Source organism: Pedobacter foliorum (assembly GCF_013266735.1).
In the GTDB taxonomy this organism is placed as follows: Bacteria; Bacteroidota; Bacteroidia; order Sphingobacteriales; family Sphingobacteriaceae; genus Pedobacter; species Pedobacter foliorum.
This window is the reverse complement of record NZ_JABSNU010000014.1, coordinates 90213-106596: the sequence shown is the minus strand read 5'-3', so window position 1 is coordinate 106596 and position 16384 is coordinate 90213. Positions and strand designations below refer to the sequence as shown.

Annotated in this window: 15 protein-coding genes; 10 read left to right on the top strand and 5 right to left on the bottom strand. The window is 35.6% G+C overall.

Annotated elements, in window-relative coordinates:
* Positions 1 to 57 precede the first annotated feature (57 nt).
* The 3 genes from HQN83_RS21375 (at position 58) to HQN83_RS21365 (ending at position 4108) form a co-directional block, all read left to right on the top strand.
* Complete coding sequence (locus tag HQN83_RS21375; protein ID WP_173093176.1) at positions 58 to 1971, top strand: AMP-dependent synthetase/ligase; 1914 nt, start codon at positions 58 to 60, stop codon at positions 1969 to 1971.
* Between the two features lie 109 nt (positions 1972 to 2080).
* Positions 2081 to 3802, top strand: a complete 1722-nt coding sequence (gene lysS / locus HQN83_RS21370; RefSeq protein ID WP_173093174.1) for a lysine--tRNA ligase — start codon at positions 2081 to 2083, stop codon at positions 3800 to 3802.
* An 87-nt stretch (positions 3803 to 3889) separates the two neighbouring features.
* Positions 3890 to 4108 carry a hypothetical protein gene (locus HQN83_RS21365; protein WP_108205967.1) on the top strand — a complete coding sequence of 73 codons (219 nt, stop codon included), beginning with the start codon at positions 3890 to 3892 and terminating at the stop codon, positions 4106 to 4108.
* Between the two features lie 34 nt (positions 4109 to 4142).
* On the opposite strand, the gene HQN83_RS21360 is transcribed toward HQN83_RS21365, so the two are convergent.
* Entirely contained in the window at positions 4143 to 4682 is a 540-nt protein-coding gene (locus HQN83_RS21360) for a DUF2892 domain-containing protein (protein WP_173093172.1), read from the bottom strand.
* A 149-nt stretch (positions 4683 to 4831) separates the two neighbouring features.
* On the opposite strand from HQN83_RS21360, the gene HQN83_RS21355 reads away from it, so the two are divergent.
* Both HQN83_RS21355 and ung read left to right on the top strand, forming a co-directional pair.
* On the top strand, positions 4832 to 5305 hold the full coding sequence (locus HQN83_RS21355; RefSeq protein WP_173093171.1) for a thioredoxin family protein: 474 nt from the start codon (positions 4832 to 4834) through the stop codon (positions 5303 to 5305).
* Positions 5306 to 5307: 2 nt separating this feature from the next.
* Positions 5308 to 5985, top strand: a complete 678-nt coding sequence (gene ung, locus HQN83_RS21350; protein ID WP_173093170.1) for a uracil-DNA glycosylase — start codon at positions 5308 to 5310, stop codon at positions 5983 to 5985.
* A 6-nt stretch (positions 5986 to 5991) separates the two neighbouring features.
* Here ung and HQN83_RS21345 read toward each other — a convergent pair whose 3' ends face one another.
* Complete coding sequence (locus tag HQN83_RS21345) at positions 5992 to 6462, bottom strand: Lrp/AsnC family transcriptional regulator (RefSeq protein ID WP_048906633.1); 471 nt, start codon at positions 6460 to 6462, stop codon at positions 5992 to 5994.
* 139 nt (positions 6463 to 6601) lie between these two features.
* On the opposite strand from HQN83_RS21345, the gene HQN83_RS21340 reads away from it, so the two are divergent.
* From HQN83_RS21340 to smpB, 3 genes are read left to right on the top strand one after another with little or no spacing between them, the layout of a single operon-like run.
* The gene (locus tag HQN83_RS21340; protein ID WP_173093169.1) at positions 6602 to 7255 is read left to right on the top strand and encodes a metal-dependent transcriptional regulator; all 654 of its coding nucleotides are present in this window, start codon (positions 6602 to 6604) and stop codon (positions 7253 to 7255) included.
* A 1-nt stretch (position 7256) separates the two neighbouring features.
* Complete coding sequence (locus HQN83_RS21335) at positions 7257 to 9137, top strand: Nramp family divalent metal transporter (RefSeq protein WP_173093168.1); 1881 nt, start codon at positions 7257 to 7259, stop codon at positions 9135 to 9137.
* A 23-nt stretch (positions 9138 to 9160) separates the two neighbouring features.
* Positions 9161 to 9610 carry an SsrA-binding protein SmpB gene (smpB, locus tag HQN83_RS21330; RefSeq protein ID WP_173093166.1) on the top strand — a complete coding sequence of 150 codons (450 nt, stop codon included), beginning with the start codon at positions 9161 to 9163 and terminating at the stop codon, positions 9608 to 9610.
* A gap of 16 nt (positions 9611 to 9626) precedes the next feature.
* Here the strand turns inward: smpB and HQN83_RS21325 are convergent, their stop codons facing one another.
* From HQN83_RS21325 to HQN83_RS21315, 3 genes are all read right to left on the bottom strand, one after another.
* Complete coding sequence (locus tag HQN83_RS21325) at positions 9627 to 10283, bottom strand: protein-L-isoaspartate(D-aspartate) O-methyltransferase (protein ID WP_173093164.1); 657 nt, start codon at positions 10281 to 10283, stop codon at positions 9627 to 9629.
* A 100-nt stretch (positions 10284 to 10383) separates the two neighbouring features.
* Positions 10384 to 12885 carry a replication restart helicase PriA gene (gene priA, locus HQN83_RS21320; RefSeq protein ID WP_173093162.1) on the bottom strand — a complete coding sequence of 834 codons (2502 nt, stop codon included), beginning with the start codon at positions 12883 to 12885 and terminating at the stop codon, positions 10384 to 10386.
* A complete protein-coding gene (locus HQN83_RS21315; RefSeq protein ID WP_173093160.1) occupies positions 12885 to 13280 on the bottom strand; it encodes a DUF423 domain-containing protein in 396 nt (131 codons plus the stop codon). The genes priA and HQN83_RS21315 overlap by 1 nt, the downstream gene beginning before the upstream one ends.
* Before the next feature lie 97 nt (positions 13281 to 13377).
* On the opposite strand from HQN83_RS21315, the gene HQN83_RS21310 reads away from it, so the two are divergent.
* Positions 13378 to 14964: a hypothetical protein gene (locus HQN83_RS21310; protein ID WP_173093158.1), complete on the top strand. Its 1587-nt coding sequence runs from the start codon at positions 13378 to 13380 to the stop codon at positions 14962 to 14964.
* Complete coding sequence (locus HQN83_RS21305) at positions 14961 to 16382, top strand: DUF5723 family protein (protein ID WP_173093156.1); 1422 nt, start codon at positions 14961 to 14963, stop codon at positions 16380 to 16382. The genes HQN83_RS21310 and HQN83_RS21305 overlap by 4 nt, the downstream gene beginning before the upstream one ends.
* Positions 16383 to 16384 lie beyond the last annotated feature (2 nt).

Genomic DNA, 16384 nt, shown 5'->3' with positions numbered 1-16384 from the left:
GGGCGCTTTTAGCGCCCTTTTTTATTATACGGATAACAAGCTAACCAATCATATAATATGGTATCATTCAACGAGTCATCCACAGTTCCCAGTTTACTGCGAAATGTAGTTGAAAACATTCATAAACCGGAAGAGACCTTTCTTATAGACAAAAAGAGCACCACTTGGGAGGAAATATCTTTCAAAGAAACACTTGACAATGCAGATGCAGTTTCAGCATTCTTTTTAAGTAAAGGAATAAAGAAAGGTGACAGAATGGGACTAATGATAGAGAACTCTCCAGAGTACGTCTATTATGATCAGGGAATACAACAAATTGGAGCGATTAATACTTCTATATATCCTACCCTTTCTGAACATGAGGTAGAATACATTATTAATGATTCGGGTATCAAAGCAATCTTAGTAGGAAATACTTTCTTATACAAAAAGATCCTAAAAATTGCCGGCAATTGCCGACAACTCAATTATATAATTCCTGCTTTTACTGAATACACAAAAGTTACAATTCCTGAAGATCTTAAAGCTGAGATTGTAAGTTTCGAAGAAATTCTCGATGTAAAAAGTAGTTTAACTGAACCCAAATTAGCCGAAATAAAAACACTGCGCGAAGCACTTAAACCTTCGGACATATCGGCATTAATTTATACATCAGGAACAACTGGCACCCCAAAAGGTGTAATGCTTTCTCATAGCAATTTCGTTGAAAACGTTAAAGTATGTTTACAACAAATCCCTGTTATAGATGAAACAGAAACCTTCTTATCATTTCTGCCACTGTCACATGTTTTCGAACGTACAGCTACCTATCACGTATGTTGTGCACAGGGCTGTAAAATTGCCTTTGCACAAAGTTTGGAGCTGCTAGCAAAAAACATGGGCGAAATAAAGCCTACAGTTATGAATTGCGTTCCAAGACTTTTGGAAAGGATACATGATAAAGCTATAAAAAGTGGAACAACAGGTGATGGATTAAAGTCTAAAATCTTTCTATGGGCATTAGAAACAGGCCAGAATTATCGTCAGGTAAAAGAAGCAGGTAAAACTCCTGGCATTTTCCTTTCCGCTAAACGATCAATAGCTGAAAAACTTGTTTTCAGCAAAATAAAAGAGAAAACAGGTGGCAGATTAAAATTTATGATCTCTGGTGGAGCTGCCTTACCTAAAAATGTTGGAGAATTCTTCGGAAACCTCGACATCAAAATACTTGAGGGATTTGGACTAACTGAAACCTCACCCGTAATGTCGGTTACAGAATATCATAGACAAGTATACGGAACTGTTGGACGTGTAATCCCTGGCATTGAAATCGGCATTCAGCATGTGGAGACCAAAGAAATGATTAATATTCAAACACACGAATCGTTTGATCCGAATTTTGAGTGTGCTGAAGGAGAAATCATTGTTCGTGGTCATTGCGTTATGCAAGGTTACTTCAATAAACCTGCTGAAACCGCTGAAGCCATAGACAAACACAATTGGTTTCATACTGGCGATATTGGCAGATTTTACAGAGGAAACCTTCAAATCACAGATCGGTTAAAAAACATGATCGTAAATGCGTATGGAAAGAATGTTTATCCTACTCCGGTTGAAAACATATACTTAAAAAGTTTAAAAATAGATCAGCTGTTCTTAATTGGCGATAAAAGAGAATATCTAACCGCGATTATTATCCCAAACAAAGAAAACCTTCAGGAAACTTTTAAACTTCCAGAATCTTTCTTCCAAAAGCCCGAACTTTTTATAGCAGAAAAAGAAATTATAGATTGGATTGCCCAAGACATAAAAAAACTTTCAGGGGAACTTGCAAAATTTGAAAGAATAAAGAACTTCAAGATTAAACGCAATCCTTTCAGTATTGAAGAGGGTGAAATAACACCTACTTTAAAAGCTAAAAGAAAGGTTCTTGAAAAGAAGTATGCAGAAACCATTAACGAAATGTATAACGAATCTGTTGAGGCAGATTAATATTCCTATTTAATGCAGATAAAAAATGCTGCAAATACCTATTTTTGCATAATTTTAAAAATACAATACAAATAAAACTATACGGTTTATTGCCGGATATAAGAGATATATGAGTACAGGACTATCAGAATTAGAATTATTGCGCCGTAATTCACTAAATCAGTTGCGTGAATTGGGAATAAATCCCTACCCTGCCGAAGCATATGAAATAAATGCAAATGCTGCAGATATTTTAGCGAACTACGAACGGGATAAAACTGCATATAAGAGTATTAGCATAGCCGGTAGGATAATGACCCGCCGTATTATGGGAAGCGCTGCGTTTGTGGAATTACAAGATTCTACAGGAAGAATCCAAGTATATTTAAAAAGGGATGATCTTTGTCCAGATGAAGATAAAACCCTATATAATACTGTTTTCAAAAAATTGCTGGATCTTGGAGATTTTATAGGTGTTAAGGGGTATGTTTTCACAACTCAAACTGGCGAGATTTCTGTTCACGTTACAGAATTCACGCTTCTGTCTAAAGCTTTAAAACCTTTACCTGTAGTAAAACGTGATGAGGATGGTAATATCTATGACGGTTTTACCGACCCTGAATTGCGTTACAGACAACGTTATGTTGATTTAACTGTAAATCCTGGTTTTAAACAAATTTTCATCAACCGTTCTAAGGTAATCAATACCATGAGGAATTATTTCGATAATCAAGGTTGGATGGAAGTGGAGACTCCGATATTACAGCCTATTCATGGTGGTGCTGCTGCACGTCCTTTTACTACTCATCATAACACATTGGATATGCCGCTATACCTTCGTATAGCAAATGAGCTTTATTTAAAGAGACTTATTGTAGCAGGATTTGATGGTGTGTATGAGTTCGGTAAAATGTTCAGAAATGAAGGCATGGACCGTACACATAACCCTGAATTTACCTCTATGGAAATCTATGTAGCCTATAAAGACTATATCTGGATGATGGCCATGGTTGAAGAATGTCTTGAGAAAATTGCGGTAACTATTCATGGATCTCCAGTTGTGAAAGTTGGTGAGCATGAGGTAAACTTTGAAGGTCCTTACGAAAAACTGACCATGTATGAATCAATACAGAAATATACAGGTATTGATGTTTCTAACATGACTGAAGAAGAATTAAAAGAAACCTGCAAAAGTCTCAATATTGAAATAGACGCTTCTATGGGCCGTGGTAAACTTATCGATGAATTGTTTAGCGAGAAAGTTGAAGCAAATCTAATCCAACCTACATACATTACTGATTACCCATTAGAAATGACTCCTCTTGCTAAAAAGCACAGAAGCAAAGAAGGTCTGGTAGAAAGATTTGAATTATTTGTGATGGGTAAAGAGATTGCTAATGCTTACTCAGAACTAAACGACCCTATCGATCAAAGAGAACGTTTCGAGGATCAGCTAAAATTAGCTGCAAGAGGAGATGATGAAGCTATGGCTATGGATGATGACTTTATCCGCGCTCTTGAATACGGAATGCCTCCAACCTCCGGACTAGGAATAGGTATAGATAGATTAGTAATGTTAATGACTAACCAATCTACTATCCAGGAAGTATTATTCTTCCCTCAAATGAGACCAGAGAAAAAAGCAAAGGTAACTACTGATGAAGACTTCGTAAACGCGGGTGTTCCTGCTGAATGGGTTCAGGTAATTAGAAAAATGGGAATCAACACTATTGAAGAGTTAAAAGCTGCAAACCCGAACAAAGTATTTAATGATCTTGGAGGAATGCGTAAGAAACTTAAACTTGAATTAACCATGCCTTCAAAAGAGGACGTAACAACTTGGTTTTCTTAACATACAGATAACAAAAACTTAAAGGCCTGCTACATAAAATACTAGCAGGCCTTTTCTATTTTTAGGGTATATTAAAATTGATAAATCATGAACAGTTCAAGCCTTGAAATAACAGAAAATGAATACTGCATAAAGCTTAGTAAAGAAGCTTTTGACCTAACGTTAATCCGTCAGCTGATCACAAGAATACAATCAGAGCAGTTGTTCTTTAGCAAGAAGAAAGATTACCTTGAAGACGATATCATCAGCAGATCATCTCAGTACTATGAAGCTAATGAAAATTTTGACAGATTAAGCGAAAAATAAAAAGCCACATTTGCATGTGGCTTTAAGCTTTTCTTTATCTATATCTAACCTGTTGTTGTCTATCCATCATCCCCATCTGATCTTTCATCTGTTTTATCTGATCGGCAAGTAATTTATTCTTATCTGCCTTTTTTGCCTCAGTCAGATACATTTGAGCTTCTCTTTTATTTCTTTTTCCCATTGATATGCCAGCTAAACTTAATTTAGCTAAGGCTATATTATGGTCCATATGTAAACCTAAAGAAAGCGCTTTCTTAAAGTATTTTTCAGATTGCATTGGCGCTTTTCTTGATTCTATCAAACCTATTAAAAGGTTATAATAACCATGCTGAACTCTGATCAGTTGTTTTTCATAATTAGTTATTCTCTTTAGAAAAGCTTCGGCTTTATCCATGTTATCCTTTCTTAAGAACCACTGAGCAAGCAACATATTTTCGTTGTAAAAATATGTAACCGCAATCAGGATACTAATAAAAACACCTAATATACCCCATCCCCAAAAACTGAAGAACATAAGGGCAATGGAAGCTCCCAACACAACAAAACCTAAAATAAGACGAACTATATTTGGCATATCCTTTTATATTTTTTTTTTGCAAATATCGTGTTTAAATACCAAAAAAACAGATTAAAAATTATAATTTAAGCAAAAAAGAAATGCTCTCCCTTTCATATTTTAGCTAAAGATTTTCAAAATATGAATACTTTTACAAATCCTTAACTATGAAAACCGGAGCACAACACATCAATAAACAAATAGAAGATCCATCAACTGGTGAAATGATCTTAATAAATGCTTGCACTCGTGAGGTTATTAGGGCCTTCCCTACAATGAAGGAAAAATATGATATCGAGTATCCAGACTATACTCCAGAGCCCAATGCGCTAAATGATTTACTACCATTGTTAAAAGACAAAAACATTACTATTGTCTTAGGAACATGGTGTGGGGATAGTCGGGAGCAACTCCCTCATTTTCTAAAAACCATTGATTCATCATCTTTCGCAGAAGAGAATATAACCTTTATCTGTGTAGACAGAGCCAAAGAAACAGAAGATGAATTATTAAACGATTTAAATATAGATCGTGTGCCAACCTTTATTATTTATCATAACAGAGAAGAGCTTGGTCGAATTATTGAAAAACCAACAATAAGTATCGAAGAAGATATGGTACTTATATTATCAAAAAACTAAATATGTCAATTACTTTAGAAAAAAGCTGGCTTAAAGAACTAGAAACCGAATTTGAAAAAAGCTACATGAAAGACTTAAAATCTTTCTTACAGCAGGAAAAGCAACAAGGGGTTACAGTTTTCCCTAAAGGATCAGACGTTTTTAATGCCTTAGATCATACACCATTTGATAAAGTAAAAGTGGTGATCTTAGGGCAAGACCCTTATCATGGACAAGGACAGGCTCATGGATTATCCTTTTCCGTTCAAAAAGGAATTACCGTTCCGCCATCTTTAAAAAATATATACAAGGAGCTTTCAACCGACATAGGAGGTTTTTCTATCCCAACACATGGCAATCTAACTAAATGGGCAGATGATGGTGTTTTACTACTCAATGCTACCTTAACAGTAAGGGCACACGAAGCAGGATCCCATCAGAAAAAAGGTTGGGAAATATTTACAGACAAAATTATCAGTCAGCTATCTGAACAAAGAGAGGGTATCGTTTTCCTTTTATGGGGTAGATATGCTCAAAACAAATCATCACTAATCGACCAAACAAAACATACCATTTTGGCCGCAGCCCACCCCTCTCCTTTCTCGGCTTATAATGGATTTCTTGGATGCAGACATTTTTCTAAGACCAATGCTATTTTAGAAAAACAAGGTCTTAGTCCAATTGACTGGCAAATTATCTAATATGAATTAGTATTCCAAAGGAACGATTGGCTCCTTTTTAGTGGTAGACATGATCATCATGGTCTGGAAAGTTTTAACTACAGATATTTTACTAATCTTATCCATAATTAAACGTTCATAGGCCTTAATATCATTAACATAAACCTTAAGTAAGAAATCCGCCTGTCCTGTTACGTGATGACATTCCGTAATTTCCTTAATCTGGTTTACCTCGTCTAAAAAGATTTGAATGGTATTATTTTTATGAAAATCCAGTTGAACCTGGATAAACGTTTTAATGCCTAAGCCTAACTTCTCTTCATCAACAAGAGCATGGTAGCTTTTGATAAAACCCGACATCTCTAACTTACGTACCCTTTCTAACGTAGGAGCTGGCGAAAGCCCTATCTCCTGAGATAACAATAAATTAGTTATCCTTCCATTTTCTTGTAGTAATTTAAGAATTTTAAAATCAGTTTTATCTAGTTCTGCAGCCATTAGTTTTATTAATATTATGCAAAGGTAGAATAAGAATGCGTTACATGCCAAATTTTATTCTAAAATTGTTACAATTATTTACAGTTTATTTCTTAATATTTTTTTAGATTTGTCTAAACCAATAGTTAGACAACTATAAATGCAATCCTTTACAGAAGAGAACTATCTTAAAATCATATACCACCTTTCACTTAATACCGAAAGTCCGGTACAAACCAATGCCATAGCAGAAAGAATACAAACCAAAGCTGCGTCGGTTACAGATATGATAAAGAAATTAGCTGACAAGCAATTAGTTGATTATAAAAAATACCAAGGAGTAAAGCTTACCGATTCTGGTAAAGCCTCTGCAATCAATATTGTAAGAAGACATAGGCTTTGGGAAGTATTTCTTGTTGAAAAATTGAATTTTAAATGGGATGAGGTTCATGACATCGCCGAAGAACTAGAGCACATCAAATCTCCAGAACTGATTGAACGCTTAGATGAATTTCTAGCTTTTCCTAAGAATGATCCGCATGGCGATCCTATTCCAGATAAAAACGGAAAGCTAGACAACACAATATTTATAAAATTAAGTAAGCTTAAAACTGGAGATAAGGGTTTAATAATGGGGGTTAGTGAACACTCTTCACTTTTTTTACAACATCTCGAAAAACTTGGCCTTACTTTAGGTAAACAAATAAAAATTACAGAAATCACAGATTTTGATGGTTCTGTAGAGTTAAATGTAGAAAACAAACAGATTAACGTAAGCAGGGAAGTGGCAAAACACATTCTCATTAAAATATAATATGAACAAACCTGAAACCACCACAAAAAATTCTGGTTCATTAAGTGAGGTACATCAAAGTGTCGACACCAGCAAAAGAACCGGTTGGCGTCGGATACTATCTTTTATAGGACCTGCTTACCTGGTAAGCGTTGGCTATATGGATCCAGGAAATTGGGCTACAGACATTGCTGGAGGTAGTAAGTTTGGCTACCAACTTATTTGGATACTACTAATGTCTAACCTTATTGCACTACTTCTTCAATCGCTTAGTGCACGTTTAGGTATTGTAAGAGGTTTAGATCTTGCACAGGCTTCAAGAAATGGTTATCCAAAATGGGTAAACATCCCCCTTTTTGGTTTGGCACAAACTGCAATTATAGCATGCGATCTTGCTGAGATAATAGGTATGGCCATAGGTTTAAACTTACTGTTCGGCTTACCTTTAATATGGGGAATTAGCTTAACCATCTTTGACACCGTACTTCTCCTTTTTTTACTTAACAAGGGGATGCGCAAAATGGAAGCCTTTATAGTATCAATGGTTTTTATAGTAGGCGTTTCATTTTTAGTTGAAATGTTTATTGTAGAGCCTTCTCTAAAGGAGATTATAAAAGGTTTTGAACCAACAATGCTTTCTGGTGAATCCTTATACATAGCAATAGGTATTATTGGGGCTACCGTTATGCCACATAACCTATACCTTCATTCTTCACTGGTACAAACCAGAAAATTTGAAAGAGACGACAAGGGAATTAAAGAAGCTATAAAATTTAATTTCATTGATACGGCGGTAGCTCTAAACCTTGCATTCTTTGTGAACGCTGCCATTTTAATCCTTGCAGCTGCAGCATTCTATAAAAATGGTTTACACGAAGTAGCTGAAATTCAAGATGCCCACAAATTACTTCAAAACATCTTTGGTAATGTTGCTCCAGCACTTTTTGCGATCGCGCTTATTGCAGCAGGTCAAAGTTCTACAGTTACAGGTACGTTGGCCGGACAAATAGTAATGGAGGGACACTTAAAACTTCGTATTGAGCCATGGCTACGTAGATTAATTACACGCTTATTGGCAATAATACCAGCTTTTTTCACTATATTATGGTTTGGTAATGATGCATTAGGTGGTTTATTAATTCTGAGTCAGGTAGTCTTAAGTCTTCAGCTCGGTTTTGCCGTAATTCCGCTAATTCACTTCACATCAGACAAACGTACGATGAAAGGATTCGCCATCAAACCATGGGTAAAAATTCTTGCCTGGACAAGTTCTTTGGTTATCGTTTCTTTAAACGTTAAACTCGTTGTAGAAGAAATAAAAACCTGGGGTGCTGATGGAGGGTGGTATGTTTATGGCATTATAGTTCCATTGGCTATACTTATCGGATTACTTTTATTGTATGTTTTCATATACCCATTAATTGGCAAAATTAAGCAGGCTCAAAATATTGCTCCCCATGGCAACGCACTTAATATAGATGAGGTTGAAAAAATCCATTACAAACGAATTGGTATTACAGTCGATTTTTCTATTAACGACAGGAACACCATCAGACATGCTTTAATCCAAGGAGGTAAACAAGCCAACTACCACCTAATTCACGTAGTAGAAACAGCCGTAGCCCGTTATCATGGAGATTCTGCAATGGATTATGAAACACAAAGTGATACAGAAAATCTAGAAAAGTATAGCACTAATCTAGCCCACCTTGGCTACAAATCGACCATACATATTGGTTACGGAGGGACAGTAAAAGCAATTGTAGACATTACCAATGAAAGTAACCTCGAACTGCTTGTTATGGGCGCTCACGGACATAAAGGCTTAAAGGATCTGATACTTGGTACCACAGTGAACTCTGTACGTCATAAAGTCTCTATTCCAGTGCTTATTGTAAGATAAATTTGAGATATTAGCAGATTCTTATGAAGAACGATATCCAGATTAAAAATAAAAGGGCCTATTTTGATTACCACATTATTGAAAAATATAATGCTGGAATTGCTTTATTAGGCACGGAAATAAAAGCCATCAGACAAGGTAAAGCCAACATGTCTGACGCATTTTGCATGTTCATAGGCAACACACTATATGTAAGAAACCTGCACATCTCAGAATACAGCCATAGTTCTTTCCATCACCATGATATTAAACGCGACAGAGTTCTGCTCTTGCAGAAAAAGGAGCTTAAAAAACTTAAAGTAAAAGGCGAGGAAAAAGGCTATACTATAGTTCCTCTACGTATTTTTACTAATGAAAGAGGTTTTGCTAAAATGGAGATTGCCTTGGCGCAGGGTAAAAAAGAATTTGATAAAAGAGATAGTATTAAAGACAGAGAATCGAAAAGGGAAATGGACAGGGCTATGAAATTCTAACAGCCCTGCAAAAAAATTACCAGGCCTGATCCCCAACCAAAGGTACAAATCTGAAAGTATCCAATTCGATCCTCTCATAATCAGTTTCGCTCACACGTATAACTGTTACCATTTTCTGAGAATGCTCATCCCCTACCGGAATCACTAAGATACCGCCAATTTTAAGCTGTTTAAGTAATATCTCAGGTACAAATGGAGCACCTGCTGTTACAATGATCTTATGATAAGGAGCATGATCAGCAATACCTTTAGATCCATCTCCAAAAAAGAAATGCGCATTGTATCCCATTCCAGGTAAAACCCTAATGGTATGTCTATATATACTCTCCTGACGTTCAATAGTGTACACATTGGCACCAAGTTCCATTAAAATACAGGTTTGATAACCTGAACCGGTACCAATTTCAAGAACTTTATCACCTTTTTTTATGTGTAGTAATTCGCTTTGATAGGCAACGGTGTAAGGCTGCGAAATAGTTTGCCCATCGCCAATCGGAAAGGCTATATCTTTATACGCCTGGTTCCAAAAAGTCTCATCAAAGAAGAAATGACGTGGTACTTTACCGATAGCCTTCAACACTTTCTTATCAGTGATACCCCTTGCTTCCAGGTGTTCAACTAATTTCTTTCTCCCTCCCTTTTCTCTGTAATTGTCAACAAACTTGTACGCCATAGCACCCCAAAAATAGCCTTTTCAAATCTAATAAAGTTAATTATTTAGGAGCAAAAAGTTAAAAAAAGGCTAATGCGCACAAAATCAATCCCAATAAAAACTAGTAGGGATCAACATCCACTTGAATGTTTACTGCACGGTAGTCCTTTTCTGATTGAAACATTAGAATTGTCTCTTTCAATATCGACTTCACCTTCTGTACTGAAGTGTTTTTATCACTTTTAATAATTACCTGCTTTATGTAATAATTCCTTACTCGTGATACCAGTGGCTGTTCAGGACCTAGTACCCTGCCACCAAGCTGTCCTTTAAGAATATTAGCAAACTTCTGCGAAGCCACATTTAACAGATCAGCATCCTTATGTTTGATATTAACAAAAATTAGTCTTGTAAACGGGGGATAATTAAACTGTCTGCGCTCTGCAAGTTCCTCATTATACATTTCCAGATATTTATTATCTATAACCTGATTAATAATCCTGTGATTATCATCATAAGCCTGTATAATCACCTTTCCTTGTTTATCTCTTCTACCGGCCCTACCGGCCACCTGTGCCAATAACTGATAGCTTCTTTCAAAAGCCCTAAAATCAGGATAATTTAAAAGCGTATCTGCATTAATTACACCAATCAAAGTCACATTATCAAAGTCTAACCCTTTAGCAACCATCTGGGTACCAATCAGAATATCAGTCTTTTTCTCCTGAAAATCAGAAATTATTTGCTGCAAACCATTCTTAGTACGCGTACTATCAACGTCCAATCTTGAAATTTTAGCTTCAGGAAAAATCAAACTCAGTTCTTCTTCTACCCTTTCCGTACCGAAACCTTTTTGTTCGATGTGTACCGATCCGCATGCCGGACAAATGTTAATACTACTCTGATGATAGCCACAATAGTGACAATGCAATTTACCACTTGTTTTATGGTAAGTTAAACTCACATCACAATTCACACATTTAGGAGCATAACCACAAGTACCGCAAATTAAAATAGTAGCATAACCCCGTCTATTTTGAAACAGAATCACTTGTTCTTTATTTTCCAGCGTAAAAGTGATTTCTTCAACCAACTTACTAGAAAAATACGAGATCATCTTTTTCCGTTTGGTTTCTTCAGAGATACTGATTACTTCCTGTAAAGGTAGCTCAACACCACCAAATCGCTCAGTAATACTTACCAGACCATACTTTCCATTAACAGCATTATAATAACTTTCAATAGAAGGAGTAGCCGAACCCAGAACAATTTTAGCCTGATATAAATGTGACAAATAAACAGCTACATCTCTTGCCTGATATCTTGGGGATGGCTCATTCTGTTTATACGAAGACTCATGTTCCTCATCAACCACTATCAGTTTTAATTCTTTAAAAGGTAGAAAAACTGCAGAACGAGCGCCTAAAACTACCCTATACTTCCCATTCAATACCTTATTCCAAATCTCTACACGCTCGTTGTTATTAAATTTAGAATGATAAACACCAATAGCATCACCAAAATAACGCTGTATCCGTTCAACTATCTGAGTGGTTAGTGCAATTTCAGGCAGTAAGAACAATACCTGTCCACCATTCTCAATTGCCTTTTCAATCAGTTTAATATATATCTGTGTTTTCCCTGATGCAGTAACGCCATGCAATAACATCACGTCTTTATCCACAAAGCCATCCTCTATCTGCTGCAAGGCTTTATTTTGAGCCTCACTAAGTTCAAAGTTTAGCACAAAGTCATCAGCACTTTCCAACAACCGGCTAACCGGACGCTTATATACTGCAAAAATATCTTTATCTATAAGGGTTTTAAGCGCAGCAGTACCACAAGCACTCTCCTCAAGCAACTGTTGCTTTGAAATTGTAGTCTGTTGCTTAGAAAGCTTTAAATAAGCCAAAAGTGCATTCAATTGCTTAGGTGCTCTCTCTAAAATAGAAAACAATTGCTTCAAGTTCTCTTCCTCGTTATAAAACGGCTGCAGAGAGATAAAGGACTTTAATAATGGCTTATACTTTTCAACTACCTCTTCAGCGATATAAACCATTCCCTTACCCAACAAGGAATTGATGATCGGATAAACCGTTTTCTGACCAAGCAAAGCGGATACATCATCGATGGTTAATCGAGGTCTACTCCTTAATGCATTTAAAATAATCTGCTCTTTATCTGTAAAAACAATTTCCAGGACAACACCGTCCTCATCGGCAAGCGGGCTTTCCTCTTTTAATACAATAATCGTTTCACTCGCTAACTTCAATCCTGTTGGCAATGCGGCCGACATTACATCTCCTTCATTACAGAGATAATAAGAAGTCATCCAATCCCATAAATGAAGTTGTTGATCAGTAATGATTGGATAGGCATCAACTACATCAATAATGTACTTAGCTTCGTAAATATCAGGAGCTTTCCTACTAATGCTTTTTATTAATGCTGTATAGATTTTATTCTTCCCGAACTGCACTACTACTCGCTTTCCAATAGCAATCTGATCATTTAGTTCAAAAGGAACACGATAAATATAGTTTTTGGACAGAGAGAGGGGTAAAATTACCTCTATAAAAAGGGTCTCCCTTTCTTCAAATTCCGGATCAAGAAAATCCAACATTACTTACTTTTTAAAGCCGCTAAAAGTAACGAAACCCAGCCAAGAATCAGTAGCAAACCACCAATTGGAGTTACAGGACCAATATAATCTACAAAACCAATATTTGTAACACTTCTGGTAGCCAATAAATATAAGGAACCTGAAAACAACAGTATCCCAAAGGTAAAAAAGCCATAAGCCAGATTTATAAATTTACGCTGGCCTGCTTCTGTCCCTTTAAACTGAGCAAGACAAAGCAAAGCGAAAGTATGATAAAACATATATTCCACCCCTTTTGCCCAAATCTCAATTGAGCCTGCATCAACTACTTTCTTTAATCCATGCGCACCAAAAGCTCCGAGCATTACTGCTATAGCTCCAAATAAAGATGCGGTTATCAATATACGTCTATTCATTATATGTTAAACCCACAATTTTAGTTAACAAACTTAACAAACTTGAAGCATTTATTATTAATCCCAACTATTAAAATTAAATTTGTAGTAACAGCAAATGAAAAAAATTCTTGTCATAGTAATAGCCCTTTTTACTGCCATCATAACTCTGGCCTACATGTATTTCTCAGGTCTAAATACCCAAAGGGAAAATAATGATAGCAGTTTATATGCAGCAACTGTAAATTCGGCTGTCATATTTTCTTTCCAAAATGACAAAAGCATATTCGACATTCTAAAAGGTCAAAACATTTTACAAGAGGTTATTGGAGAAACCAACTATACTCAATTACAATCTATAAAAGATTATATCTTGACCGCTCCAAATCTTAACAGAATAATAGGTAAACAAAACATATACATTAGCCTTATTCCGGGAAAAGACAAACAAATTGACTTACTTTATAGTACCCAAATCAATAGTGAAGCAAGTAAAAACCAATTAATGAATGCTTTGGTGTCTGCTAAATTACAGTTAGATAGTTCCAAAAAAATAACTACGATAACCCTACCCGATAGTGCCATATTCTATCTTGCTATTAAGGGTAACCTTTTACTACTTTCTAGCGCAATAAAACCAGTTTCAAATGTATTATCTGCAAGCACCAATGACAACAATAAATTTGTACAGTACATTAAATCAACAAGCAGATTAACAAAAAATAGTCTGGCCGAAGTTTATATCAATTTCAAAGATCTTCCTTTGCTCTTAAAAGCAACTATGCCAGGAAAACTTAATGGTGAGCTTTCTGTACTAGATAACCGCAATACATTTGCCTCATTGATATACAATTTTAGCAAAGAAAAAGTCTTGCTTACAGGAACAACACAAGACAATGAGTTAAACGACTACTATCAACTATTCTCAACATCTAATGCTCAAAAAACAACAGCAACCAACATCTTACCTGAAAACACAGCTAATTACACAGTTTTTGCAATAGAGAACTATGCAACCTGGAAAAAGAATCTGGATGCATGGTTTACTGAAAAAAAAGAACTGAATGCTACAAGTAATATACTTAAAAACATCACTCTCAAATACCATATAGATCCTAATCAGATATTCCCAAAATACTTTAAAGACCAGCTGATTACTTTTCAATTAAATACTGCCGAAAAAATTGGGGCAATTAATTTAAGTAATGGAGAAAAAGTAGAACAGTTATTACTAGACCTTAGCTCCGATTATGGTGACGGCATAAAACTATTTAAAGAATCGGACCTGCTGTATAGCTATTTTGGAGAACCTTTTAAGAAATTTAAAAGACCATACTATATCATTATAGACAATTACATGATTTTCGCTAATAACGCCAGCACATTACAGTCTTTTCTGAATAGTTATAAAAACAATCGACTCCTTATTAATAAAGAGAGCTATATCAATAGCATTAATCAGCTACCAAACACATCGAACATTACATTCTTTATCGATTTAGATAATTCTTCAGAGATATTCCTTAAAAATATATACCTTCCTTATTATAAACACATCACTACCGAGAAAGGATTAAAAAATTATCAGTCATTTACCTACCAACTTAGCGGAGATAATGGTAAATTTCAAACAAATGTTCTCATGAACAGAAAGCAACAACATTTAACCCAAGATTCTCTAAAACTGGAAAACGACTCGCTATGAGAAAACCTCTAATCCTGTTCTTTCTTTTACTTCTTTTCAATCAGCTAAAAGCTCAGCAATACGGTTTGTTTAATACAAAAACTTTATTTGATGGCTTTGAAAATCCTGCACAGAAAACTTTTGTTTTAGACTCCTCTCGTAAATATGCTTCCAATTTCTTCTTACCCTATCTTGGGATAAATGCCACTACCAAAGGAGGAGATGATGTAATTCGCAGGCTGATTAGCACTGGAGATTTTTCAGCTACAGGCGTCTCCGCCAACCCTAAAGATATTAATAGGATATATCAGAATTCGAACCTCTACCTCTTCAATTTTAAGATTTTTAAATCTTACAAGTTTCAAAAGGAATTAGGTTTTTCTTGGCAGTTAAGAACTGACGCCAATTTAAAATATAGTAATGGATTGCTTATAATTTTTGATCAGAAGGAATGGTCTAAAATCAAAGAACAGTCTAATGACGCCCTAAATAACGATGGTTACTCACAGTCATACCACCAATTCAGTGTTACCTATCGAGAGAACTATAATAAAAAGCTTGCCTTTGGAGCCAAATTAAGTTTACTAAGTGGAATTACCTATAACGAATTAAAAGTCAATAATTCAACCCTTGATTTTACCTCCGATGGAGTCACTCCTGAAGGTGGCGATATTAATATGAACTTGTCAGGTAGTTACAAATCAAACTTTTTAAGAGCAAAAGATCAATCTGGCAGCATTTTAATACCAAACTTTAAAAACCCGGGATTGGCAGTTAGTTTTGGCACGACATACATTTCCAAAACAGGCTATACATTAATAGCTAACATTAAAGATCTTGGTTTTATTAGATGGGCAAATAAATCATACGTTGCCAATTTTAATAATACCGTGCTTAATATCCCCAGAGGTTCAACCACAAAAGAAGCCGAAAACAAAATTACAGATGTAGTTATTAAAAATGCTTACAACAAAAGCTTCATTAGTCCAACCAATGCCAAAGCAGATTTCCTAATCTCCAAAACATTCAATTTTTATACCCCCAGCTTTATTGTATCAAAAAACTTGTTTTATAATGGAGGTGATGTAGCCCTTGTAAATAAATTCGGCTATAGTGGTTTTTCAGTAAGTGCTATTCCTGCCTATAATTTTAATAATCTATTTCTTTTTGGAATGCAAGGAATGTATCAAACACCCAACTTTGAATTCTTTATGGGCTCAGACAACCTCTTCAAAACAGCTCGAACAGCCTACGCAGCAATTCAAAGCACTACATCCTCAAGTTCTGGATACAATGGAGCTTCCTTTTATATAGGACTTGGCATTAAATTCGGATATACCGTAGAGCATCCCCAAAATAGCAGCTACATGCCTGGATTAGACGACCTGGAAACCAGCTTCTTTAAACGTGTTTTCAGTATTTTCTCTAAAAACAGATAAGT